The 22,806-nt window shown below is 72.5% G+C and carries 20 protein-coding genes; 5 read left to right on the top strand and 15 right to left on the bottom strand.

Annotated features, from left to right (window positions below; all coding sequences use genetic code 11):
• Positions 1-265: 265 nt before the first annotated feature.
• From pheT to infC, 7 genes are all read right to left on the bottom strand, one after another.
• Positions 266-2,791 (bottom strand): phenylalanine--tRNA ligase subunit beta, encoded by a 2,526-nt coding sequence (gene pheT, locus OHS81_RS30050; protein ID WP_328388393.1) that lies wholly within the window; start codon positions 2,789-2,791, stop codon positions 266-268.
• The gene (gene pheS, locus OHS81_RS30045) at positions 2,791-3,942 is read right to left on the bottom strand and encodes a phenylalanine--tRNA ligase subunit alpha (protein WP_328388391.1); all 1,152 of its coding nucleotides are present in this window, start codon (positions 3,940-3,942) and stop codon (positions 2,791-2,793) included. Before pheS ends, pheT begins: the two co-directional genes overlap by 1 nt.
• Positions 3,943-4,158: 216 nt before the next feature.
• Entirely contained in the window at positions 4,159-5,319 is a 1,161-nt protein-coding gene (locus OHS81_RS30040; protein WP_328388389.1) for a sensor histidine kinase, read from the bottom strand.
• 83 nt (positions 5,320-5,402) lie between these two features.
• Positions 5,403-6,257, bottom strand: coding sequence for a TrmH family RNA methyltransferase (locus OHS81_RS30035; protein ID WP_328388386.1), 855 nt, complete (start codon positions 6,255-6,257; stop codon positions 5,403-5,405).
• A gap of 131 nt (positions 6,258-6,388) precedes the next feature.
• Positions 6,389-6,772, bottom strand: a complete 384-nt coding sequence (rplT, locus tag OHS81_RS30030; protein ID WP_006607577.1) for a 50S ribosomal protein L20 — start codon at positions 6,770-6,772, stop codon at positions 6,389-6,391.
• A 105-nt stretch (positions 6,773-6,877) separates the two neighbouring features.
• Positions 6,878-7,072, bottom strand: coding sequence for a 50S ribosomal protein L35 (gene rpmI / locus OHS81_RS30025; RefSeq protein ID WP_016576627.1), 195 nt, complete (start codon positions 7,070-7,072; stop codon positions 6,878-6,880).
• A 124-nt stretch (positions 7,073-7,196) separates the two neighbouring features.
• Positions 7,197-7,907 (bottom strand): translation initiation factor IF-3, encoded by a 711-nt coding sequence (gene infC / locus OHS81_RS30020; RefSeq protein ID WP_129297245.1) that lies wholly within the window; start codon positions 7,905-7,907, stop codon positions 7,197-7,199.
• A 331-nt stretch (positions 7,908-8,238) separates the two neighbouring features.
• On the opposite strand from infC, the gene OHS81_RS30015 reads away from it, so the two are divergent.
• Entirely contained in the window at positions 8,239-8,619 is a 381-nt protein-coding gene (locus OHS81_RS30015; RefSeq protein ID WP_086719722.1) for a DUF1844 domain-containing protein, read from the top strand.
• A 115-nt stretch (positions 8,620-8,734) separates the two neighbouring features.
• Here OHS81_RS30015 and OHS81_RS30010 read toward each other — a convergent pair whose 3' ends face one another.
• The 4 genes from OHS81_RS30010 to OHS81_RS29995 all read right to left on the bottom strand — a co-directional run bounded on the left by OHS81_RS30010 (position 8,735) and on the right by OHS81_RS29995 (position 12,884).
• On the bottom strand, positions 8,735-9,496 hold the full coding sequence (locus OHS81_RS30010) for an MIP family channel protein (RefSeq protein ID WP_328388382.1): 762 nt from the start codon (positions 9,494-9,496) through the stop codon (positions 8,735-8,737).
• 116 nt (positions 9,497-9,612) lie between these two features.
• Complete coding sequence (locus OHS81_RS30005) at positions 9,613-10,344, bottom strand: SseB family protein (RefSeq protein WP_328388380.1); 732 nt, start codon at positions 10,342-10,344, stop codon at positions 9,613-9,615.
• 75 nt (positions 10,345-10,419) lie between these two features.
• Positions 10,420-11,592: a type VII secretion-associated serine protease mycosin gene (gene mycP, locus OHS81_RS30000; protein ID WP_328388378.1), complete on the bottom strand. Its 1,173-nt coding sequence runs from the start codon at positions 11,590-11,592 to the stop codon at positions 10,420-10,422.
• The gene (locus tag OHS81_RS29995; protein ID WP_328388376.1) at positions 11,589-12,884 is read right to left on the bottom strand and encodes a hypothetical protein; all 1,296 of its coding nucleotides are present in this window, start codon (positions 12,882-12,884) and stop codon (positions 11,589-11,591) included. Before OHS81_RS29995 ends, mycP begins: the two co-directional genes overlap by 4 nt.
• 234 nt (positions 12,885-13,118) lie before the next feature.
• On the opposite strand from OHS81_RS29995, the gene OHS81_RS29990 reads away from it, so the two are divergent.
• The gene (locus tag OHS81_RS29990) at positions 13,119-14,372 is read left to right on the top strand and encodes an amino acid deaminase/aldolase (protein ID WP_328388374.1); all 1,254 of its coding nucleotides are present in this window, start codon (positions 13,119-13,121) and stop codon (positions 14,370-14,372) included.
• A gap of 115 nt (positions 14,373-14,487) precedes the next feature.
• On the opposite strand, the gene OHS81_RS29985 is transcribed toward OHS81_RS29990, so the two are convergent.
• The 4 genes from OHS81_RS29985 to OHS81_RS29970 form a co-directional block, all read right to left on the bottom strand.
• The gene (locus OHS81_RS29985) at positions 14,488-15,804 is read right to left on the bottom strand and encodes a haloacid dehalogenase-like hydrolase (protein WP_328388372.1); all 1,317 of its coding nucleotides are present in this window, start codon (positions 15,802-15,804) and stop codon (positions 14,488-14,490) included.
• A gap of 122 nt (positions 15,805-15,926) precedes the next feature.
• Positions 15,927-16,712, bottom strand: coding sequence for a 3-oxoacyl-ACP reductase (locus OHS81_RS29980; protein ID WP_328388370.1), 786 nt, complete (start codon positions 16,710-16,712; stop codon positions 15,927-15,929).
• Positions 16,709-18,079, bottom strand: coding sequence for an aldehyde dehydrogenase family protein (locus OHS81_RS29975; RefSeq protein ID WP_328388368.1), 1,371 nt, complete (start codon positions 18,077-18,079; stop codon positions 16,709-16,711). The genes OHS81_RS29980 and OHS81_RS29975 overlap by 4 nt, the downstream gene beginning before the upstream one ends.
• 10 nt (positions 18,080-18,089) lie before the next feature.
• Positions 18,090-19,457 (bottom strand): glutamine synthetase family protein, encoded by a 1,368-nt coding sequence (locus tag OHS81_RS29970; protein ID WP_328388366.1) that lies wholly within the window; start codon positions 19,455-19,457, stop codon positions 18,090-18,092.
• 73 nt (positions 19,458-19,530) lie between these two features.
• Here OHS81_RS29970 and OHS81_RS29965 point away from each other — a divergent pair, with 73 nt between their 5' ends.
• The 3 genes from OHS81_RS29965 to OHS81_RS29955 all read left to right on the top strand — a co-directional run bounded on the left by OHS81_RS29965 (position 19,531) and on the right by OHS81_RS29955 (position 22,738).
• Positions 19,531-20,262, top strand: coding sequence for a FadR/GntR family transcriptional regulator (locus tag OHS81_RS29965; RefSeq protein WP_328388364.1), 732 nt, complete (start codon positions 19,531-19,533; stop codon positions 20,260-20,262).
• Between the two features lie 149 nt (positions 20,263-20,411).
• Positions 20,412-21,899 (top strand): ethanolamine permease, encoded by a 1,488-nt coding sequence (gene eat, locus OHS81_RS29960; protein ID WP_328388362.1) that lies wholly within the window; start codon positions 20,412-20,414, stop codon positions 21,897-21,899.
• A 140-nt stretch (positions 21,900-22,039) separates the two neighbouring features.
• Complete coding sequence (locus OHS81_RS29955) at positions 22,040-22,738, top strand: gamma-glutamyl-gamma-aminobutyrate hydrolase family protein (RefSeq protein WP_328388360.1); 699 nt, start codon at positions 22,040-22,042, stop codon at positions 22,736-22,738.
• Positions 22,739-22,806 lie beyond the last annotated feature (68 nt).

Below are 22,806 nucleotides of genomic sequence, written 5' to 3'. Positions count from 1 at the left end.
CCGGATTGATTCTTGCGACGTTCCGTGTCCACCCGACGACGATCCGTACGCCGTCACCCGTTTGAGTGACGGCGTACGGGTCCCGTCGCCTCCCCGCGGTCAGCGGCACACCCACGGGCCGCCCCCTCAGGGCCTTTGGCCCGCCTCACCGCCCTCACCGGACCCGCCCGCCGCACACCGCACACCGCACACGACGAGGGCGCGGACGGTCTCACCGTCCGCGCCCTCAGCCTTCACGACACGCCGTCGCGGGCCATGCCCACGCTCAGCCGCGCAGCACCGCGCCCGTCCGCTCCACGGCCGCCGCAACCGCCGCGTCACGGGCCGCCGAGGCCTCCTCCGCGGTCAGCGTCCGGTCGGCCGCACGGAAGCGCAGCGCATAGGCCAGCGACTTCTTGCCCGCACCGATCTGCTCACCGGTGAAGACGTCGAACAGCCGCAGCGATTCGAGCAGTTCACCCGCGCCGTCGCGCAGCGCGCCCTCCACCTCCGCGCCCGGGACGGCCTCGTCGACCACGAGGGCGACGTCCTGGGTCGCGACCGGGAAGGCCGAGATCTTCGGCGCGCGCAGCGGGCCGGCCCCGGCCCGCTCCAGGCGGTCCAGGTCGATCTCCATCGCGCAGGTGCGCTCGGGCAGGGCCAGCGCCTTGATGACCCGGGGGTGCAGCTCACCGGCGTTGCCGACAAGGATCTCCTCGCCGTCGGCGACGGCGAGCAGCGCCGCACAGCGGCCCGGGTGGAACGGAGCGTGCTGGTCCTGACGGATGATCAGCTCCACACCCGCCTCCCGTGCGACGGTCCGGCCCGCCTCGATGGCGTCCGCCCAGATCGCGGGACGTGCGCCGCCCCACCAGCCGGCCTGCTCACGGCCTCCGGCGAGCACCACGGCGGCGCGCCGCGGCTGCTGCGGGAGGGACGCGTCCAGCGAGGCGATCTCGTCGTCGGTCGGCCGGCGGTCGACCACCAGCCGGCTGGCCGGCTGCTCGTCACCGGTCGCCCGGAAGACCGGTCCGGTCTCGAAGAGCGCCAGGTCGTGCGTGCCCCGGCCGTAGTTGCGGCGCAGCGCGTTCAGCAGCCCCGGGATCAGCGTCGTGCGGAGGTCGGGCTCCTCGTCGGAGAGCGGGTTGACGAGGGTGACCGCGTCGCGGCGTGGGTCGTCCTGCTCGATGCCGAGCTGGTCGAGGACGTGCGAGCCGGTGAACGGGTAGTTCAGGGCCTCGACGTAGCCCGCGCCGGCCAGCGCCCGGCCGACCCTGCGGTGCAGGCGCTGACGCTCGGTCAGTCCCCGGCCGGCCGGCGGCTTCGGGAGGGTGGACGGCAGGTTCTCGTAGCCCTCCAGCCGGATGACCTCTTCCGCCAGGTCGTTCGGCTCGCTGAGATCCGGCCGCCAGGACGGCACCGTCACCACCAGCTCGTCCTGGCCGTAGGCGTCGCAGCCGACCTGCTGGAGCCGGCGGACGACGGTCTCCCGGCCGTAGGCGACACCGGCGACCTTGTCCGGGTGGTCGGCGGAGAGGGTGATCGTGCGCGGCCCGCGGGGCGTGACGACCTCGGTGACGCCCTCCCCTGCGGTGCCGCCCGCGAGCAGCACCAGCAGATCGACGGTGCGCTGCGCCGCGGCGGACGCGGCTTCCGGGTCCACCCCGCGCTCGAAGCGCTTGGCGGCCTCCGAGGACAGCTTGTGGCGGCGGGCCGTACGGGCGATGGAGAGCGCGTCGAAGTGCGCGGCCTCGATCACGACGTCGGTGGTGCCGCGCTGCTCGCCGGTCTCCGGGTCGGTGACCCCGCCCGCGATCTCGGTGTTGGCGCCGCCCATGACACCCGCAAGGCCGATGGGGCCGCGGTTGTCGGTGATGACCAGGTCCGCGGCGTCCAGCACCCGCTTGGTGCCGTCCAAGGTGGTCAGCTTCTCGCCCGCGGTCGCCCGGCGGACGCCGATCGGACCGTCCACGCTGGTGCGGTCGTAGGCGTGCAGCGGCTGGCCGAGCTCCAGCATCACGTAGTTGGTGATGTCGACGGCCAGCGAGACCGGGCGCATCCCGGCCTTCTGGAGGCGGCGCTGCATCCACAGCGGGGTGCGCGCGCCGGGCTCCAGGCCGGTGACCGTACGGGCGGTGAAGCGGTCGCAGCCGAGGGGGTCGGAGACCTGGACCGGGTAGCCGGCGGAGTTCGGCGGCGGCACGTCGAGCAGCGCCGGGTCCCGCAGCGGCAGGCCGTAGGCGGTGGCGGTCTCGCGGGCGACGCCGCGCATCGACAGGCAGTAGCCGCGGTCCGGGGTGACGGCGATGTCCAGCACCTCGTCGACGAGCTCCAGCAGCTCGATGGCGTCGGTGCCGGCCTCGTACTCGGGCGGCAGCACGATGATGCCGTGCGTACCGTCATCGCCCATGCCCAGCTCGTCGCCGGAGCAGATCATGCCGTGCGAGGTCTTGCCGTACGTCTTGCGCGCGGCGATCTTGAAGTCGCCGGGCAGCACGGCGCCGGGGAGGACCACCACGACCTTGTCGCCGACGGCGAAGTTCCGCGCGCCGCAGACGATTTCCTGGGGCTCACCGGTGCCGTTGGCCCGGCCGACGTCGACCGTGCAGAAGCGGATCGGCTTCTTGAAGCCCTCCAGCTCCTCGATGGTCAGCACCTGGCCGACGACGAGCGGGCCCTTGAGGCCCTCGCCGAGGCGCTCGACGGTCTCGACCTCCAGGCCGACGGCGATGAGCTTGGCCTGTACGTCACGGCCGGTCTCCGTCGCCGGCAGGTCGACGTACTCCCGCAGCCAAGAAAGCGGGACCCGCATCAGATCTCCATCCCGAACGGCCGGGTGAACCGGACGTCGCCTTCGAACATGTCACGCATGTCTTCCACGTTGTGCCGGAACATCAGCATCCGGTCGATGCCGAACCCGAAGGCGAAGCCGCTGTACTTCTCCGGGTCGACGCCACAGGCGATGAGCACCTTGGGGTTGACCATGCCGCAGCCGCCGAGCTCGATCCAACCCTCGTTGGAGCAGGTGCGGCAGGGACGGTCGGGGTTGCCCACGGACTCGCCACGGCAGACGTAGCAGACCATGTCCATCTCGGCGGACGGCTCGGTGAACGGGAAGTAGTTCGGCCGCAGCCGGGTCTTCATGTCCGGGCCGAACAGCGCCCGGACCATGTGGTCGAGGGTGCCCTTGAGGTCGGCCATGGTCAGGCCCTCGTCCACGGCCAGCAGCTCGATCTGGTGGAAGACCGGGGAGTGCGTGGCGTCCAGCTCGTCGGTGCGGTAGACCCGCCCCGGGCAGACGACGTAGACCGGCGGCTCGCGGTCGACCAGGGTGCGGGCCTGCACCGGCGAGGTGTGGGTGCGCAGCACGACACCGCTCTCGTCGCCCTCGGTGCCTCCCCCGGACTCCGTCCGGGAGGTGCCCCCACCCTGGACGAAGAAGGTGTCCTGCATCTGGCGCGCCGGGTGGTCGGGCACGAAGTTCAGGGCGTCGAAGTTGAACCACTCCGCCTCGACCTCGGGGCCCTCGGCGACCTCGTAGCCCATGGCCACGAAGACATCCGCGACCCGCTCCATGAAGGTGGTCAGCGGGTGCCGGGCGCCGGCCGGGGTGCGGTCGTAGGGCAGCGTGACATCCACCGCCTCCTCGACCAGCACGCGGGCGTCGCGCTCCGCCTCCAGCTCCTCCTGGCGGACCTTGAGCGCCTGGTTCACCCGGCCACGGGCCTGGCCGACGCGCTTGCCGGCGTCCGCCTTGGCGTGCGGGGGCAGGGCGCCGATCTCACGGTTGGCGAGCGCGAGCGGCGAGCGGTCGCCGGTGTGCGCGACCTTCACCTCACGCAGCGCCTCCAGACCGTCCGCGGCGGCGATGGCGGCCAGCGCCTCGTCCAGCCGCGCGGCGATCGCTTCCGGTTTCAGGGCTTCGACCTCGACAGGGTCGTACGACTTATTGGGTGCGGACATCTCTTCCCGTGCTTCCGGTGGACTGGCTTGGCTTGGCTCGCGTCGCCTCGGCTTCTTCGCTCACAAACGTCGATGACGAACGTCGATCACGAACGGGGGATGCCGAGCCCGCGTGTGCCCGCGATGCCTGTGCGCCAAAGGTGCCAAAGGTCAAGTCTAAGGGGGACGGGCCGCGCGGCCGGTCCGCGCCCCCGCGGGGCGCCCGCCGCTGCTCGCTCAGCTCATGAAGGCCGGCGCCGCGACGGGCAGGCTAAATCGGAACTGCGCGCCGCCGGCCGGGGCGCGGCCGACCGTGATCGTCCCGCCGTGGGCCTCGACGATGCCCTTGACGATGTAGAGGCCCAGGCCGGTACCGCCGCGCTTGCTGCCCCGCCAGAAGCGGGTGAACACGCGGCTCATCGATTCCTCCGGGATGCCGGGGCCCTCGTCGCTCACGGTGACGCTCGTCCCCTCCCCGCTGGTCGTATCCGCTACCGGTCCGACCTCGATGGTGACGGTTCCCTCGCCGTGGCGCACCGCATTTTCCAGCAGGTTGCCCAGCACCTGGTCCACCTTGTCCGGGTCCGCCCACAGATCGGGCAGCGGTTCCAGCAGCCGGATCAGGAAGCGGTCCGGGCGCTGGCCGGCGGTGGTCTGCGCCTGGACGTGCCGGCGGACCGCGGCGCTCATATCGACCCGCTGGCGACGCACCTCCAGCCGCCCGGAATCGATCCGGGAGATGTCCAGCAGCTCGGCGATCAGGCGGGTGACGCGGTTGGCGTCGGCGTCCACCGTCTCCAGCATCAGCCGCTTCTGGTCGTCGGTGAAGCGTTCCCACTTCTGGAGGAGGGTGGCGGTGAACCCCTTGACGGAGGTCAGCGGGGAGCGCAGTTCATGGGCGACGGTGGCGATCAGCTCGGCGTGGCTGAGCTCCGTACGGCGCCGGGCCTCGGTGCCGCGCAGCGCGATCACCAGCCGCTGGACCGGCCCGGTCGGCCGGCTGCGGACATAGCGGACGGAGACCAGCACCTCGCGGCCGCCGAGCAGCAGGTTGCGCTCGGGCTGGCCGCGGCGGATGGCAAGCCCGCCGTAGGGGTCGGTGAGCCGCCACCAGCGGCGGCCCTCGATGTCCTGCAGCGGCAGGGCGTGTTCCAGGGGGCGGCCGAGCGCGTCCCCGGGGAGGATGTCGGTGATCTTGGCCGCCGCGGCGTTGAAGCAGATCACCCGGCCGGTCTCGTCGGCGACCACCAGGCCGTCGGGCAGATCGTCGGGATCCAGCCCGAGACCGGCTTCCACGGCGCCTGGTCCCGCGGCAGCTGCGGACGACGGCCCGCGTGCCGGTCCGCCGGACGGGCAGCTGTCAGCGGTCACTGCGGTGCCGGAAGTCCTCACATCCATCCCCGTTACCCCCTTCCGGGCCCCCGAGCACGCAAGCCTACTAGTTCGGCTCGATGGCGCCGTGGAGTTCGCGAGGACGCCCCTCAGGCGGGTGACACCGCGCGGCAGCCGCCGGGGCTGCGCTGGGCCCGGGCGGAGGCGTAGAGGCAGACCGCGGCCGCCGTCGCGAGGTTGAGGCTTTCGGCCCTGCCGTGGATGGGGACCCGCACCACCGCGTCCGCCAGCGCCCGGGTCTCCTCCGGCAGCCCCCAGGCCTCGTTGCCGAAGACCCAGGCGGTGGGTCCGCCCATCGAGCCGGTGTCGAGCTCGGCGTCCAGGTCACGGTCGCCCGCACCGTCCGCGGCGAGGATCCGTACGCCCGCGGCCTGCAGCCCGCTCACCACGCGCTCGACCGGTACGCCCACCGCGACCGGGAGATGGAAGAGCGAACCCACCGACGCCCGTACGGACTTGGGGTTGTACAGGTCCACGGAGGCGTCCGTCAGCACGACGGCGTCCGCGCCCGCGGCGTCCGCGCAGCGCAGCACCGTACCGGCATTGCCGGGGTCACGGACGTTGGCGAGCACCGCGATCAGCTGCGGGCGGGCGGCCAGGATCTCCTCGAACGGCGAATCGAGGAAGCCGCAGACGCCGAGCAGGCCCTGCGGGGTGACGGTCTGGGAGATGTCGGCGACGGTCCGGCCGTCGGCGAAGTGGACCCGCACCCCGGCCGCGCGGGCCGCCTCGACGATCTCGGTGTGCCGCTCGGCGGCCTCGACCGTGGCGAACAGCTCGGTCAGCGTGGGCACCCCGCCCGTGCGGTGCGCGATCGCCTCCCGTACGGCCTGCGGGCCCTCGGCGATGAACCGGCGCTCCTTGCCGCGGAAGGCACGGCGGGCCAGCCGCCGGGCGGCGGTGACGCGCGGGGAACGCGGGGAGATCAGCTCGGGGGTGCCCATGGGCGGCGGCTCGCTTCTGTGGTTCGGTGCGTGGGGGCCGGTCTGCGGACGAGACATGGCCGGTCCGGAAAAGCGGCGGACCCGCAGGCCGGGGCCTGCGGGTCCGCGTCATCACGTCGTCAGGCTGAAGTTCAGGCAGCCTTCGGGGCGTTGACGTCGCTCGGAAGCGCCTTCTGGGCGACCTCGACGAGCGCGGCGAACGCGTTGGCGTCCGTCACCGCGAGGTCGGCCAGGATCTTGCGGTCCACCTCGATGTTGGCGGCCTTCAGACCCTGGATGAAGCGGTTGTAGGTCATGCCGTTGGCGCGGGCAGCGGCGTTGATGCGCTGGATCCACAGCTGACGGAAGTCGCCCTTGCGCTTCTTGCGGTCGTTGTAGTTGTAGACGAGGGAGTGGGTGACCTGCTCCTTCGCCTTGCGGTACAGGCGCGAGCGCTGGCCACGGTAGCCGCTGGCCTGCTCGAGGATCGCCCGGCGCTTCTTGTGGGCGTTGACTGCCCGCTTGACGCGTGCCACTTGTTAACTCCTTGTAGCGGGGCCGTGGTTGTCGTCACACGGCCCGAATCGATTGGGTCCCGGTCCGAGTCGCGCGCCCCCTCCTGTTCCGTGGGGCGCGGCGGCTCACTTGCCGAGAAGCTTCTTGATCTTCGCGGCGTCGCCCGGGGCCATCTCGGCGTTGCCGGTGAGGCGACGCGTCACACGGGACGACTTGTGCTCGAGCAGGTGGCGCTTGCCGGCGCGCTCACGCAGCACCTTGCCGGAGCCGGTGACCTTGAAGCGCTTGCTGGCACCGCTGTGCGTCTTGTTCTTCGGCATGCGCCGTTCTCTCCTCGTCAGGGGCGCTCCCGCAGGCACGAACCGGCGAGCGGGAGCGTCATGTATATCGATTGCTGTCCGGGGCGGGGTGCCCCGGCCTGAACCGGGGCTCACGCCTCGGGGATCACGCCTGGGCGTGCTCCTCGGTGGGCTCCTCGGCGGGCTCGTCCACGGACTGGTCCGCGGCAACTCCGCCCTGGCGCTCCGCCTTGCGGGCGGCCTGCGCCTCGCGGGCCTCGGCCATCGCCTCGGTCTTCTTCTTGTGCGGACCGAGGACCATGATCATGTTTCGGCCGTCCTGCTTCGGATTCGACTCGATGAAGCCGAGGTCCTCCACGTCGGACGCGAGCCGCTGCAGCAGCCGGAAGCCCAGCTCGGGGCGGGACTGCTCGCGACCACGGAACATGATCGTGATCTTGACCTTGTCACCCTGCTTGAGGAACCGGACGACGTGACCCTTTTTGGTGTCGTAGTCGTGCGGGTCGATCTTCGGCCGGAGCTTCATCTCCTTGATGACCGTGTGCGCCTGGTTCTTGCGCGCCTCACGGGCCTTCATGGCCGACTCGTACTTGAACTTCCCGTAGTCCATGAGCTTGCAGACGGGCGGGCGAGCGTTCGCCGCCACCTCGACCAGGTCGAGGTCGTACTCCTGAGCAAGCTCAAGGGCCTTGGCAAGCGGAACAATCCCGACCTGCTCGCCGCTGGGACCGACAAGTCGCACTTCGGGAACGCGAATCCGGTCGTTGATGCGGGGCTCGGCGCTGATGGATCCTCCTCGGTAGCACCACGCGACGGCCTGGCGGACTGCCGCGTAACGTCTTTTCGGTGTGACCAACCGCGCGGTACATGAAAAATGCCCCGGACGGGACACAGGCGGGGCTCCACATAGATCTGGAGCACCGTCGCGAAGTCTCCGCGGGGCGCAGCCGGACCGTTGACCCGCCAACCTGAGGTCGGCCGGGTGGGAGATCGGAGCCTCCACTTGTGGGCCGGTCACATGCGTGTCCGGCCGGTCGGAACACCAGAATACACGAGTCAAGAGGTGGCACCCACTCCTGTGCCGGTACGGCCGCGCCCGGCGTCGGGGATGACACTCCCGGACGCGGGGCCCGGGCCCCCTGCCCATAGGCTGGAGCCGACCCCTCAGCAGGAAGAAGCCCGAAGACATGAGCGACCAGACACCGCAGCAGCCCGACGCGCCGGACGCGGCGAACCCTGACTTCGACTCCATGACCCGCGACATCGCCGAGGTGCCGGCGGTCGAGGTGATCACCACGGTCGCGGTGCATCTGATGAGTTCGGCGGCGGTCAACCTCGGGCTCGCCGAGGAGGGCGCGGCGCACAAGGACCTGGACGAGGCACGCAAGCTCATCCAGGCGCTGGCCGGGCTGGTCACCGCCAGTGCCACCGAGATCGGCTCGTACCACGCGGCGCCGCTGCGGGACGGTCTGAAGTCGCTGCAGCTGGCGTTCCGCGAGGCCTCGGTCGTGCCGGACGAACCGGGCCAGGGTCCCGGCGAGAAGTTCACCGGGCCGGTCTACGGCTGAGCCGCGCCACTACGGCATACCGACGACGAGCCCCGGCCCGGGAAGGGCCGGGGCTCGCGGTGTGTCCGGCTCGTTGCGCCGGGCGTGCGGGCCGTAGTGCGGCGGGCGGGCCGGTTCAGCCGGATTCCGTGGTGGCTTCGGGCGGCACCGCGTCGTCGGCGACGAGGACCGGCTCGTGCGGCGGGTGGGTGATCTGGTGCACCACCGCCGCGATGGCGCCACCGATCAGTGGCGCGATGATGAACAGCCACAGCTGGGTGATGGCCGCGCCGCCCGCGAACAGCGCCGGGCCGATGGAGCGCGCCGGGTTCACGGAGGTGCCGTCCAGGGGGATGCCGATGAGGTGGACGGTGGCCAGGGCCAGTCCGATCGCCATCCCGTTGAAGCCGATCACGGCCACCTTGTGGGTGACCGACAGCCACACGTAGACCAGCAGGAAGGTCATCACCATCTCGGCGACGAACGCGCCGCCGAGGTTGAGGTGCACCGCCGAGCGGTCGCCCCAGCCGTTCGTGCCGAAGGACCCGTGGGTCTGCAGCCCCGGGACCTGCCGGGCCACCAGGAAGAGCAGCGCCGAGCCGACGATGGCGCCCACCACCTGGGCGATCCAGTATTCGGCGGCGGTCCGCAGGGTGAGTCTGCGGGCCAGCAGCATGCCCAGCGTCACCGCGGGGTTGAGATGGCAGCCCGAGATCGGGCCGAGGGCGTAGGCAAGCGCCACCAAGGTGAAGCCGAAGGCCAGGGCGATGCCGAAGGTGCCGATGTATTCGCCCGCCAGCACGGCCGAGCCGACGGCGAAGAACACCAGGAGCAGCGTGCCGAGGAACTCGGATACGACCGTGCGGGTCAGTACCTTCGAGATCTCCGTTTTCTCCATGGGGGCTCTCCTCGCGTGGATCTTGAGCTCTCCTCGCATTGTGCGTCCCTGGAGACGAACGCGCCCGTCGGCGGCCCGGGGCCCGCTCGCCGCACCCGGACCCCGGCGGTGGTGGGTCAGCGCCGGTAGAGGGGGTCTCCGGCCGTCGTGGCGCCGGGCGGCAGGAGGGCCAGGTCCAGGCCCTTCACGAGCCGGGCGCGCAGGATCTCGTCGGCGGCCAGCGACCGGGCCAGCCGCTGGGCGACCTCGGCGGCCGGGGCATCGGGGGCGAGGCCGAGGGCCAGGGTGGCGTCGGTTTCGCCGGACGGGGCGAGACGGGCGACGAGCACGCCGGGCTCGGCGTCGAGCAGGGCGCGCAGGGCGTCGGTGACGGCCGGGTCGGCGAGCGGATCGGTGCTCGTCCGGCCTTCGGCCAGGGCGCGCAGGGCCGGACCGGTGAGCTGGTAGGTGACCGGGCCCGCCAGGTCGACGACGACCGTGTCGGCCTTCTCGTGGGACGCGGCGAGCAGCGCCTGCTGCAGCGGGACCGCGACGGGGCGGGCGTCGGCACGCCAGCGCTGAAGTGACTCCATGCAGGTGAAGGCGGGCAGGGCGCGGCGTCCGTCGGGGGCCTGGAGGGTGGGGACGGCCATATCGCTGGTCTTTTCGCGGCGCAGACCGTCGGGGCCGGTCTCCACCTCGCCGAGGACCGCCACCACGGGCACCAGGACGCGTGCGCCGGCCAGCGCCGACAGGAGCTGGGGCTCGGTGGCCCGGTCCGACTCGTACGCCGCCAGGGCTGCCGCGAGCGCGGGGTCGGCGGAGCCGTCGTCGTCGGAGAAACCGGGGTCCGGGATGTTCTTCTGCACGGGGTGAGCGTATCGGCCGGTGGTGGTGCCTTTGACGTGCGGTCCGGTGGGGTCCGCGCGGTGGGCGGGTGCCGGTCAGTGGTGCGCGGGGCGGCGGCGCCAGAGGACGACGGCGGCCGTGAGGAAGGCCAGGCCGGCGGCGCCGGCGGCCCAGGGAAGCCAGTGGGTGGGGGTGTCCTCGGCGTCGTCGGCGGTGGGGCCGGGGCCGAAGTAGCGGGTGGCGTAGCCGGCGGGGGCCGGCTTCTGCGGGGCGGGCTTGAGGTCCGCCGCGGCATCGAGGGCGGCGGCCGCGTCGATCAGGCCGGCGCCGTAGTCGTCGTCGCGGCCGCCCTTGGGGCTGTCCTGGGCGGTGGAGGTCAGCAGCCGGCGGATCTGGTCCGGGCTCAGGCCGGGGTGTGCGGAGCGGATCAGGGCGACGGCCGCGGAGACGAACGCGGCGGCGGGGCTGGTGCCCCAGCCCGAGAGGTAGCCGTCGTCGTTGTCGGCCATGACGATGTCGAAGCCGGGCGCGCTGACCGTGGCGTACCAGTGCCGGGTGGAGAACCGGGCCCGGCCGCCCAGGTGGGTGACGGCGGTGGCCGCGATGACGCCCGGGTAGGCGGCGGGGTAGGAGACGTGGTTGCCCTTCTGGCCGCCGTTGCCCGCGGAGGCGACGACGGGGATGCCCTTGCCGAGGGCGTACTGGATGGCGGCGTCCTCGCGGGGTTCGGGGTGGGCGGATTCGCTGTCGTCGCCCAGCGACATGTTGATCACGTCGGCGCCGTGGTCGGCGGCCCAGCGGATGCCGTCGGCGAGCGCCCCCGCCTTCTCGGTCCGGGCCCGCTCGCGCTGGGTGTCGCTGTCTTCGAGGATCACCCGGACCGGCAGGATCCTGGCGGCCGGGGCGAGCCCGAGCACTCCGTTGTCGCGGCCGTTCGCGCCGTGGCCGTGCCCCGCGATGATGCTGGCCATGCCGGTGCCGTGCCGGGCCCAGGCGGAGTCTCCCGGCCCGGCCCCGAAGCCGACCAGGTCCTGCTCGGGCAGCACCTGTCCTTCCAGGTCGGGGTGGTTGGCATCCACACCGGTGTCCAGGACGGCGACGGTGACGCCCTCGCCCTTGGTGGTACGCCAGGCCTCCTGGGCGTGGACGGCCTGGAGGGCCCACTCCTGGGCGCGGACGGTGTCGGCCCGGGCGGGGACGGCGGGCAGTACGGCGAGCACCGCCGAGGCCAGCGCGAGGGCGGTGCCGCGCAGCACGGACTGCGTCATGACGAGGCCTGCCTTGTCGGTGTCGGGCTGCCGGCCGCCTTGCGGAAGTCCGCCTCGATGCGGTCCGCCAGGTCCTTCGCGTCGTGGCCCAGTCCGGATTCGGCCGGGGCGGTGGTGGTACCGGGCCGGACCGCGGCCTCGGCGGGCTGTGGCTCGGTGAACGTGCGGCCGTCGGCGAAACCGGAGACGGCGTAGACGACGGCCGGGATGTCGGTGAGCACCCGGACGGTCCAGCTGGCCCGCTGGGCAGGCCCGAAGTCCTCGGCCACGGTGCCCTTGGCCGCGTACGGCAGCGGCATCAGGTCCGTGCGGGTGCCCAGGTTCTTGCTGCTGAAGCGGGTGTTGAGCGCCATCATTCCGGCCGGGGCGGCCTTGGTGGTCTGCGCGCCGACCGTGATGACGGCGCTGCGGGTGGCGTCGACGTAGGTGGCGCGCAGCAGCCGGACGCAGCCTGCCGGGGCGAGCGCGGCGGCGAGCTTGGAGTCGTAGGCGCCGGAGCAGCCGGTGTCGGGGGCGACGGCGATCCGGGTCCAGGTCCGGTCGGCGCCGCCGGGGCCGGCGCCCAGGCCTTTGACGGTGCGGGGGAAGAGCGTGTCGACGGGGGTGTCGTGCCAGACGTCGCGGCCCTTGGTGAAGACGGCCTCGGCCGTGGGCGCGGCGCCGGAGGCATCCTCGGTGAGCCAACTTCCCGCCGCCGCACCGCCGATGAGGCCGATGCCGAGGATCAGGCAGGCCGCGGCGGTGAGCACCCGGGCGCCGGGGCGGCGGAAGGGGGCGGCCGGTGCGCCGGTCCCGTGCACCGCTCCCTGGCGAGGGAGGGGAGTACGGGGCCACGGCACCGGCGACGGGCGCCCGGCCGTGCGTGGACCGGGGCCGCTCCACAGGTCCTGGCTGCGGGCCAGGTGGAAGGCGGCGGTGTCCCGGAAGGCGGTGGGCTGCGAGGGGCCGGGGGCGGCCGGTCCGGTGGGGGCCGGGGAGCCGGGGGCACTCGGGGAGCCGGGGGCACGGTCCGGGCGGGGCGGCAGCGGCGCGCCGGCGGCGGGGGCCCCCGCACGCGGCGGGGCGGCGGGACGGGGCGGGACGGGGAGCGGGCCGGTGGCGGCCGGGGCGGCGGGCGCGGCCGGCGGCCGGGGTGGCAGGGGCGGCTCGGGCGGCACCCGGCGCAGCACGGCCGTCTGCGGGTCCTCGGCCGGCCGCGGCCCCGGTGCCGCGGCCGCGGCGGGCCGCCGGGGTGGCTTGGGGGGTAGGGGCGGGACGGGTTGCGCATCGGCGAATTCCGCGTCGGTGCTCACCCGCGCTCCCCCTTGCGCCGCTGACCTCCGGGCCCGATCCGCAATCGGGGCACGGTGGCTCGTATCCGGACAACACTCCGCTGACCTGCTGGTTGCGGTGTTCGAGTCACTGTAAGCGCTGACGCCGCCGGTGCTCCAACCCATGTCCGCTCTGTCGCAAACTCCCCTCTACCCACTGGTAGGGGCGCCTCCCACGCCCTTTTGGCAGGGGGGAAGCTCTGGCAGGCTGCGGCCATGCCCCCGCACACAGTCGATACCCATGGCGACACGGCCCCTCCCCCGGCCCTCCACCCGGCCGGTGAGACCCCGTTCGACCGGGCCACCGCCCATCTCGACGCGCCGCTGGCCGTCGTCGACCTGCAGGCCTTCGACGCCAACGCCGCCGATCTGGTGCGCCGTTCGAAGGGCAAGCCGATCCGGGTGGCGAGCAAGTCGGTGCGCTGCCGGGCGCTGCTGGAGCGGGTGCTGGCGCGCGACGGCTTCACGGGGATCATGAGTTTCACGCTCGCCGAATCGCTGTGGCTGGCGCGCTCGGGCTTCACGGACATCCTGCTGGCCTATCCGTCGGTGGACCGGGCGGGCTTCGCCGAACTGACCGGCGACGCGCACCTCGCGGGCGCGGTGACGGTGATGGTCGACGACCCGGCGCAGCTGGATCTGATCGATGCGGCCCGGCCGGCCGTCGGGGCGGGCGAAGAGGTGCGGGTGTGCCTGGAACTCGACACCTCCTACCGGCTGATGGGCGGGAAGGTGCGGGTCGGTGCCCGCCGTTCGCCGCTGCGGACACCCGACCGGCTGGCCGCGCTGGCCCGGGCGGTGGTGCGCCGCCCCGGTTTCCGGCTGGTGGGGCTGATGGCGTACGAGGGGCATGTGGCCGGTGTGGGCGACGACGTCGCCGGTAAGCCGGTGTTCTCACGGGCGATCCGGATGATGCAGGCGGCGGCGCGCAAGGAGTTGGCGCAGCGCCGCTGGGAGGCGGTACGGGCGGTGCGGGCGGTGGCACCGCGTCTGGAGTTCGTCAACGGCGGCGGCACCGGCAGTGTGCAGCACACCGCGGCGGAGGCGGCGGTCACCGAGGTCGCGGCCGGGTCGGGGCTGTATGTGCCCCGGTTGTTCGACAACTTCCGTTCGTTCAGCGGGCGTCCGGCGGCGCTGTTCGCCCAGCCCGTGGTGCGCCGCCCGGGCCCCGGGGTGGTCACGGTGCTGGGCGGCGGCTATCCGGCGTCGGGGGTGGCGGGTCCCGACCGGCTGCCGGTGCCGTACCTGCCGGCCGGGCTGCGCTACGACCCGCAGGAGGGCCCCGGCGAGGTGCAGACGCCGTTGCTGGGTCCGGCCGCCGACGGACTGCGGATCGGAGACAAGGTGTGGTTCCGGCACGCCAAGGCCGGTGAGCTGTGTGAGCGGTTCGACCAGCTGCAGTTGATCGACGGGGAGCGGGTGGTGGGGACGGTGCCGACGTACCGGGGAGAGGGGCACACCTTCCTGTAGGCGCGCTGTCCCGGTCACCGCGAGGAGGGCGTCCGGGACGTACGGCCGGCAGGCCCGTCCGGTGGGCCCGTCCGGGAAGAGCTCCCGGACGGGTTCCGTGCACGTCAGCCGTGCATCAGCCGTGAATGCGGTCCTGCTGGTCGGGCACCACGCTCCCGTCGGGGCGGCGCAGCGGCCCGAAGCTGCCGTCGGGGTTGTTGTGGCCCTCGGTGGCGCAGGGGTAGGCGCCGGTCTTGCGGGGCAGCGGGTCGATGAACATCGGGTTCACCACCCAGCGTCCGTCGGCGTTGTCCAAGCCGCGGCACATCAGCTCGCTCTTGTTGCGGTTGATGGCCAGGTGCGCGCCGGTCGCGTCGTTCACGAAGGTCACGTCGGTGTCGGCGTCGCCGCCGCCGAGCGCGATGCGGTGCTCCGGGTCCTGCTGCCGCCAGGCCTTGGCGCCCTTGATCTTGAAGATCTCCTGGTTGATCCAGCAGCGCTTGCCGTCGATGTACGGAATGACCTCGCCATGGCCGTCCTTGACATCGCCGCAGCCGCGGATGCCGGTGGTGAACCTGCCGTGGTGGACCATGCTGCGGACGCCGAGGGTGTGCGCCGCGTCCAGTCCGACGCCCCCGGACCAGGCCTCGGCCACGGTCTCCGCGGAGGCGGAGACGATGTAGACGTCGAAGCCGGCCGCCTTCAGCGTGCGGATCAGGTCCTTCTGCTGGTCGTAGTAGCGGATGTAGCCGGCCAGCTTGTGGGTGCCGACGGTCTGCTGGGTGCCGACCGGTGCGGCAAGGTTCTCGGCGCGGGCCTTCTTGGCGTACGAGGTGAGCTGGGCGGGCCGCAGGCCGGCGAACAGCTGGGGCACCCAGGCGTATTCGGGGACCGTTCGGCGGTGGTTCCAGTGGCCGGCGAAGGCCTCGGCGCCGCTCATGGTCTTCGCCTCGCCGCGGATCTCCATGATCTCGTCGGTGCAGGCGGTGTTCTCGGCGGTGGGCAGCGGGCGGCCGGCCGGGACGTCGGTGCCGCAGGCCTTGGTCAGCGCGCGGTCGGCGGCCGGGGTCAGCCAGGGGCTGGTGTCCCGCCAGCTCCTGGGCTGCAGGATCTTGTCGTGCCGCAGCGCCCAGGCGAGGGTGGCGTCGGAGATGTCGTTCTTGACGACGGTGTTGTCCCAGTCGAAGGCGGCGACCGGGCGGTGCGCGAAGCGGCCGTCCGGGTGCGAGCAGAGCCCTCGCTCGTCGATCATCTTCTGCAGCTCGGCGCGGTTGTGGCCGTACCAGGTGAAGTGCGGGGAGAGCTGGGGACAGGTGGCGCGTGCCGGGGTCTTGGCGGGGGCGGCAGCGGGAGTGGCAGCAGTGGCGGGCGCGGTGGCCGTGAGCGCCGAGAGGGTGGCGGCCCCGGCCAGTCCCAGGGCGAGGGCGTACCTCTTGGAGCCTGTGGTACCCAATGTGTCCTCCGTGGTGGGGTTCAGGAAGCACGCCGGGACCGGCACGCGGTGGTGCCGGTCCCGGTGTGGAGGTCGGACTTTACCTGCGGTTCCCGCCCGTTCCCGAGGGCGGGAGGTGCGCATCAGACGGGAGTGACGTAGGCGCCCGCGATACCGCCGTCGACCAGGAATTCGGCGGCGTTGACGAACGAGGAGTCGTCGCTGGCGAGGAAGGCCACGGCGGAGGCGATCTCCTCGGGCTCGGCGAACCGGCCGACGGGGACGTGCACCAGGCGGCGCGCGGCGCGCTCGGGGTCCTTGGCGAACAGCTCCTGCAGCAGCGGGGTGTTGACCGGTCCCGGGCACAGGGCGTTGACCCGGATGCCCTCGCGGGCGAACTGGACGCCCAGTTCACGGGACATGGACAGCACGCCGCCCTTGGAGGCGGTGTAGCTGATCTGCGAGGTGGCGGCGCCCATCACGGCCACGAAGGACGCGGTGTTGATGATGGAGCCGCGGCCCTGGTCGCGCATGTAGGGCAGCGCGTGCTTGCAGCAGAGGTAGACCGAGGTGAGGTTGACCTCCTGGACGCGCTTCCAGGCGTCCAGGCCGGTGGTGAGGATCGAGTCGTCGTCGTCCGGGGAGATCCCGGCGTTGTTGAAGGCGATGTCGACCGAGCCGTAGGTGTCGAAGGCGGTCTTGTACAGCGCCTCGACCTGGTCGGAGTCGGTCACGTCGACCTGGACGAAGAGACCGCCGACCTCGGCGGCCGCGACCTTGCCCGCCGTCTCGTCGATGTCAGCACAGACGACATTGGCGCCTTCGGAGGCCAGTCGGCGGGCGGTGGCCAGGCCGATGCCGCTGCCGGCACCGGTGATCACGGCGGTACGGCCGACGAGGCGGCGGCACACTGCGGTCTGGTCGGTCACTTGGTCTCCTCGGTGCTGATGAAGATGTTCTTGGTCTCGGTGAAGGCGGTCAGTGCGTCCGGGCCCAGCTCACGGCCGAGACCGGACTGCTTGAACCCGCCGAAGGGGGTCCAGTAGCGCACGGCGCTGTGGGAGTTGACGGAGAGGTTGCCGGCCGCGACGCCACGCGAGACCCGCAGGGCGCGGCCGACGTCACGGGTCCACAGCGAGCCGGCCAGGCCGTAGTCACCGGCGTTGGCGAGCCGGACGGCGTGCTCCTCGTCGTCGAAGGGGAGGACGACGGCGACCGGGCCGAAGATCTCCTCGACGGCCGTACGGTCCTCGGGGCGGCCCTCCAGGACGGTGGCCGGGTACCAGAACCCCTTGCCGGCGGGCGCCTCGCCGCGGATGGCGGCCGGGGCGTCCTCGGGGACGAAGGACCGTACACGCTCGCGCTGGGCGGCGGAGATCAGCGGCCCCATCTGGGTGGCGGGGTCCGCCGGGTCGCCGACGGTGAACGCCTTGACCGCGGGCTCCAGCAGCTCCAGGAAGCGGTCGTAGACGGAGCGCTGGACGAGGATGCGGCTGCGGGCGCAGCAGTCCTGGCCGGTGTTGTCGAGGAAGGAGCCGGGGGCGGCGGCCGCCGCGGCCTCGAGGTCCGCGTCGGCGAAGACGATGTTGGGGCTCTTGCCGCCGAGTTCGAGGGTGAGCCGCTTGGTCTGCGCCGCGCAGCGGGCGGCGATCTGCCGGCCGGTGGTGGTGGAGCCGGTGAAGACGACCTTGGCGACACCGGGGTGGTCGACCAGCGCGGTGCCGGTGACCGGTCCCTCGCCGGGCAGCACCTGGAACAGGCCCTCGGGGAGCCCGGCCTCCAGGGCGAGTTCGCCGAGCCGGAGTGCGGTGAGCGGGGTGGTCTCGGCGGGCTTGAGGAGAACGGCGTTGCCGGCCGCGAGCGCGGGGGCGGTGCCCCAGGCGGCGATCGGCATCGGGAAGTTCCAGGGCGCGATGACGGCGACCACGCCCAGCGGCTCCTGGACGGTGAGGTTCAGGCCGCCGGCGACCGGGATCTGGGTCCCGGTCAGCCGCTCCACTCCCCCGGCCGCGTAGTGCAGCAGATCGCGGACGTTGCCCGCTTCCCACCGGGCGTTGCCCAGCGGGTGGCCGGCCTCCTTGAGCTCCAGGGCGGCAAGCGGCTCGATGTGTGCGTCGACGACGTCGGCGAAGCGGCGCAGGATGCGGGCCCGGTCGCCGGGTGCCACCGCGGCCCAGGATTCCTGGGCGGCCGCGGCCCGGCGGACCGCCGCGTCGACCTCTTCGGGAGAGGTGGTGGGGACGGTGGCCACCACCTCCTCGGTCGCCGGGTTGAGAATCTTCAGCTCGTGCAACACGTGCGGTTCCTTACATGCGCTCGAAGGAGCGGAAGCGCTCCCAGTCCGTGACGGCGGCGTCGTAGGCGTCCTGTTCGACGCGGGCCATGTGGCGGTAGTGGTCGACGACCTCGTCGCCGAACGCCGCCCGGGCGATCGGGCTGTGCTCCCACCGCTCGGCGGCCTCGCGCAGGGTGGTGGGGACATGGGCGGCATCGCCGGTGTAGGCGTTGCCGGTGGTCGCCTCGGGGAGTTCCAGCTCGTGCTCTATGCCGTAGAGACCGGCCGCGACCATGCCGGCGACCGCGAGGTAGGGGTTCACATCGCCGCCGGGCAGGCGGTTCTCCAGCCGGTGGGCGCGGCCGTGGCCGACCACCCGCAGGGCGCAGGTGCGGTTGTCGGGGCCCCAGGCGACGGCGGTGGGCGCGAAGGAGCCGGGGCGGAAGCGCTTGTAGGAGTTGATGTTGGGCGCGTAGAGGAGTGTGAAGTCACGCATCGCCGCGACCTGGCCCGCCAGGAAGTGCTGCATGGTCTTCGACATGCCGTACGGGCCCTCGTCGTCGGCCAGCACCGGGCGGCCGTCCTCGTCCTGCAGCGAGAGGTGGATATGACAGGAGTTGCCCTCGCGCTCGTCGTACTTCGCCATGAAGGTGAGCGACATGCCCTCCTGGGCGGCGATCTCCTTGGCGCCGGTCTTGTAGATGGCGTGCTGGTCGCAGGTGGTGAGCGCCTCGTCGTAGACGAACACGATCTCGTGCTGGCCGAGGTTGCACTCGCCCTTGGCGGACTCGACGGTCATGCCGGCCGCGCCCATCTCGTTGCGGATCCGGCGCAGCACGGGCTCGACCCGGCCGGTGCCGAGGACGGAGTAGTCGCCGTTCCACTGGTTCGCGGGGTTCATCTCGCGGTAGCCGCGGGACCAGGCGTCCTCGTAGGAGTCCTTGAAGAGCATGAACTCCAGCTCGGTGCCGGCGTACGCGCTCCAGCCGCGCTCGGCGAGCCGGTCGAGCTGGCGGCGCAGGATCTGCCGGGGCGAGGCGACGACCGGCGAGCCGTCGTGCCAGGCGAGGTCGGCGGTGATCAGGGCGGTGCCGGCGTTCCAGGGGGTGCGGCGCAGGGTGCCGGGGTCGCCGTGCATGGCGAAGTCGCCGTAGCCGCGCTCCCAGGAGGACATCGCGTAGCCCTCGACGGTGTTGAGGTCGACGTCGACGGCGAGGAGGTAGTTGCAGCCCTCCGTGCCGTGGTCGAGGACGGTGTCGAGGAAGTATCGGGCCGCGAACCGCTTGCCCTGGAGCCTGCCTTGCATATCGGTGAAGGCGAGGACGACAGTGTCGATCTCCCCGGCGTCGACGAGGACCCTGAGCTCCTCGACGGAGAGTGGGGGCGTGCGGTCTGCCACGGTGTTGCCTCCTGTCACTGCATCCGGAGGTCATAAGGTAGGCACACGAACCATTGATTGGGAAGGGGTATCGATGGACGGTGCGGCGGACCGGCTGGCACCCGTACTGCGACCGGTACGGGCGGGCAACGGTTTCGAGGAGGCGCTGGAGCAGATACTCCAGGTCGTCCGGCTCGGCCTGGTACCCCAGGGCGAACGGCTGCCCGCCGAGCGCGAGTTGGCCGAGCGGCTGCAGATCAGCCGGGTCACCCTGCGCGAGGTACTCAAGGTGCTGCAGGACGAGGGCCTGGTGGAGAGCCGGCGCGGGCGCTACGGCGGCACCTTCGTCCGGATGCGCACGGAGAATCCGGGCGAGGCGGAGCTGCGCCGCAGGATCGGGAAGATCGACGTCGAGGACACCCTGCGCTTCCGGGAGGTGCTGGAGGTGGGCGCGGCCGGGCTGTGCGCCGCCCACGGACTCGGTGACCAGCAGAGCGACCGGCTGCGGGCGGCGCTCGCGGCGACCCAGGACGCACCGCTCGCCGACTACCGCCGGCGCGACACCCTGCTGCATCTGACCCTCGCGGAGCTTTCCGGGTCGGCGTCGCTGGCGGCGCAGTACGCGGCGGTGCGGGCGCGGGTGAACGATCTCCTGGACTGCATTCCGCTGCTGGTGCGGAACCTGGAGCACTCCCAGACCCAGCACACGGCGCTGGTCGAGGCGGTGCTGGAGGGCGATGCGGACGGTGCGCGCGAGGTGATGCGCGAGCACTGCTGCGGGACCGCGGCGCTGCTGCGGGGATTCCTGACCGCTCCGTCACCCTGAGCGCTCCGTCACCCTGAGCGCCCACCCGGGGACCGTGCGCGCGCGTTCACCATTCTTTTACGTACAGGCCTTGCGCCGAGGCGACCCGCCAGCAAAGGTATGCGGCTAAACCTTTGCTCGTTATCCCCTCGGCGAGGCAGGAGCGGCTCATGGCCGACAGCACGGAATCGCAGACCGCACCGCCCACCGCGTCCCCGGGCGGCGGCTCCCCGGACGGCGGCGCATCATCCGACGAGAGCTATCTGGAGCGGCGGACGCTGCGCCGCGGCAGCGCGGGGCCCCTGCTGCTGACCGGCCTGGGCGTCGCCTATGTCGTCTCCGGCGACTTCTCGGGATGGAACAACGGTCTGGCGCAGGGCGGCTTCGGCGGCCTGGCGATCGCCGCCGTCCTGATGGGCCTGATGTACACCTGTCTGGTCTTCGCGCTGGCGGAGCTGGCCTCGATCCTGCCGACCGCCGGCGGCGGCTACGGCTTCGCCCGGCGCGCCCTGGGCACCTGGGGCGGCTTTCTGACCGGCACCGCCATCCTCATCGAATATGTGCTGGCGCCCGCCGCGATCTCCATCTTCATCGGTGACTACGTCGAATCGCTCGGCCTCTTCGGCCTGCACTCCAGCTGGCCGGTCTATCTCGCCTGCTTTGTGGTCTTCATCGGGATCCATCTGTGGGGCGTGGGCGAGGCGCTGCGCTTCAGCCTGATCGTCACCGCCATAGCGGTCGCCGCGATCGTCGTCTTCGCGATCGCCGCCCTGACCGACTTCCATGTGGACACGCTCAACGACATTCCCGTCAAGGCCGGCGCGTTCGGGGCCAACTCCTGGCTGCCGTTCGGCATCCTCGGGATCTGGGCGGCCTTCCCGTTCGGCATGTGGTTCTTCCTCGGCGTCGAGGGCGTACCACTGGCGGCCGAGGAGACCAAGGACCCGGCCCGGTCGCTGCCCAAGGCGATGGCCGCCGCGATGGGCATCCTGCTGGTGCTGGCGCTGATCACCTTCGCCGCCGCCACCGGGGCACGCGGCTCGGCGGCGCTCCAGTCGGTGGGCGACCCGCTGGTCCAGGCGCTGCAGCCGCACGGCACACCGACCACCGTCAGCCGGATCATCAACTACGCGGGTCTCGCGGGCCTGGTGGCGTCCTTCTTCTCCCTCATCTTCGCCGGCTCCCGCCAGCTCTTCGCGCTCTCCCGGGCCGGCTACCTGCCCCGTTTCCTCTCCCTGACCAGCCGCCGCAAGGCCCCCTACCTGGGGCTGCTGGTACCCGGGGCGCTGGGCTTCGCGCTCGCCGCGGCCACCGGCGACGGCGCCCGGATGCTCAATGTCGCGGTCTTCGGCGCCACCATCTCCTATGCGCTGATGGCGCTCTCGCACCTCGTGCTGCGCCGCCGCGAACCCGGGCTGCCCCGCCCCTACCGCACCCCCGGCGGCATGCTGACCTCGTCCGTCGCGTTCGTCCTGGCCTGCTCGGCGCTGGTGGCGACGTTCCTGGTCGACAAGGAAGCCGCCTTCATCGCCCTCGGCGTCTACGTCGTCGCACTCGCCTACTTCGCCTTCTACTCCCGCCACCGGCTGGTGGCCACGGCCCCCGAGGAGGAGTTCGCGGCGCTCGCGGCGGCGGAGGCGGAGCTCGAACGCGGCTGACCGGCGCCCCCGGGACGCAGCCATGGCCGGCCGGGCATCCCCGGCCGGCCCCGTCCGTCCCCGCACCGCCCGCCCGCCCCCACTCGCTCACTCACCCGAACCCACCCACCGACCCACCGACCCACGGAGGACCGCACCCCATGTCCCAGCCGCTCATCGGCATCAGCACGTACCAGGAAGAGGCCCGGTGGGGAGTGTGGGCCCTGCCCGCCGCGCTGGTGCCCGCCGGCTATCCGAAGCTGGTGCAACGCTCGGGTGGGCTGGCCGCGCTGCTGCCACCGGGCGATCCCGACACGGCGGCCGCGGCCGTGGCGCGTCTGGACGGGCTGGTGATCGCCGGCGGGGCGGATGTGCAGCCGTCGCGTTACGGCGCGGAGCCGCACCCCAGGACCGGCCCGCCCGCCCTGGACCGGGATGCCTGGGAACTGGCCCTGATCGAGGCCGCCTTGGCGGGCGGCGTACCGCTGCTGGGCATCTGCCGCGGCCTCCAGCTGCTGAATGTGGTGCTGGGCGGCACCCTCGTCCAGCACCTCGACGGGCATGCCGGCGCCCCCGGAGTCTTCGACCGGCACGACATCAAACCGGTCCCCGGGACGCTGCTGGGCCGGGCGCTGCCCGAGCCGGTCTCCGTGCCGACCTACCACCACCAGGCCGTGGACCGGATCGGCCGCGGGCTGGTGCCGTCCGCCTACGCGGAGGACGGCACCATCGAGGCGGTGGAGCTCCCGGGCGCGTACGGCTTCACCCTCGCGGTGCAGTGGCACCCGGAGGCCGGGGACGACACCCGGGTGATGGAGGCCCTGGTGGCGGCGGCGCGCGAGGCATCCGCCGCCAAGTGACGGGGGCCTGCCGGGCCGCCGACGGCTCGCGGGTCCGGCACGCTCAGGACGCACCACGGGCCCGGCAC

Source organism: Streptomyces sp. NBC_00400, assembly GCF_036048035.1.
Lineage (GTDB): Bacteria > Actinomycetota > Actinomycetes > Streptomycetales > Streptomycetaceae > Streptomyces.
Note: the sequence above shows the minus strand (reverse complement) of the source record. Positions and strands in the feature narration are given on the sequence as shown.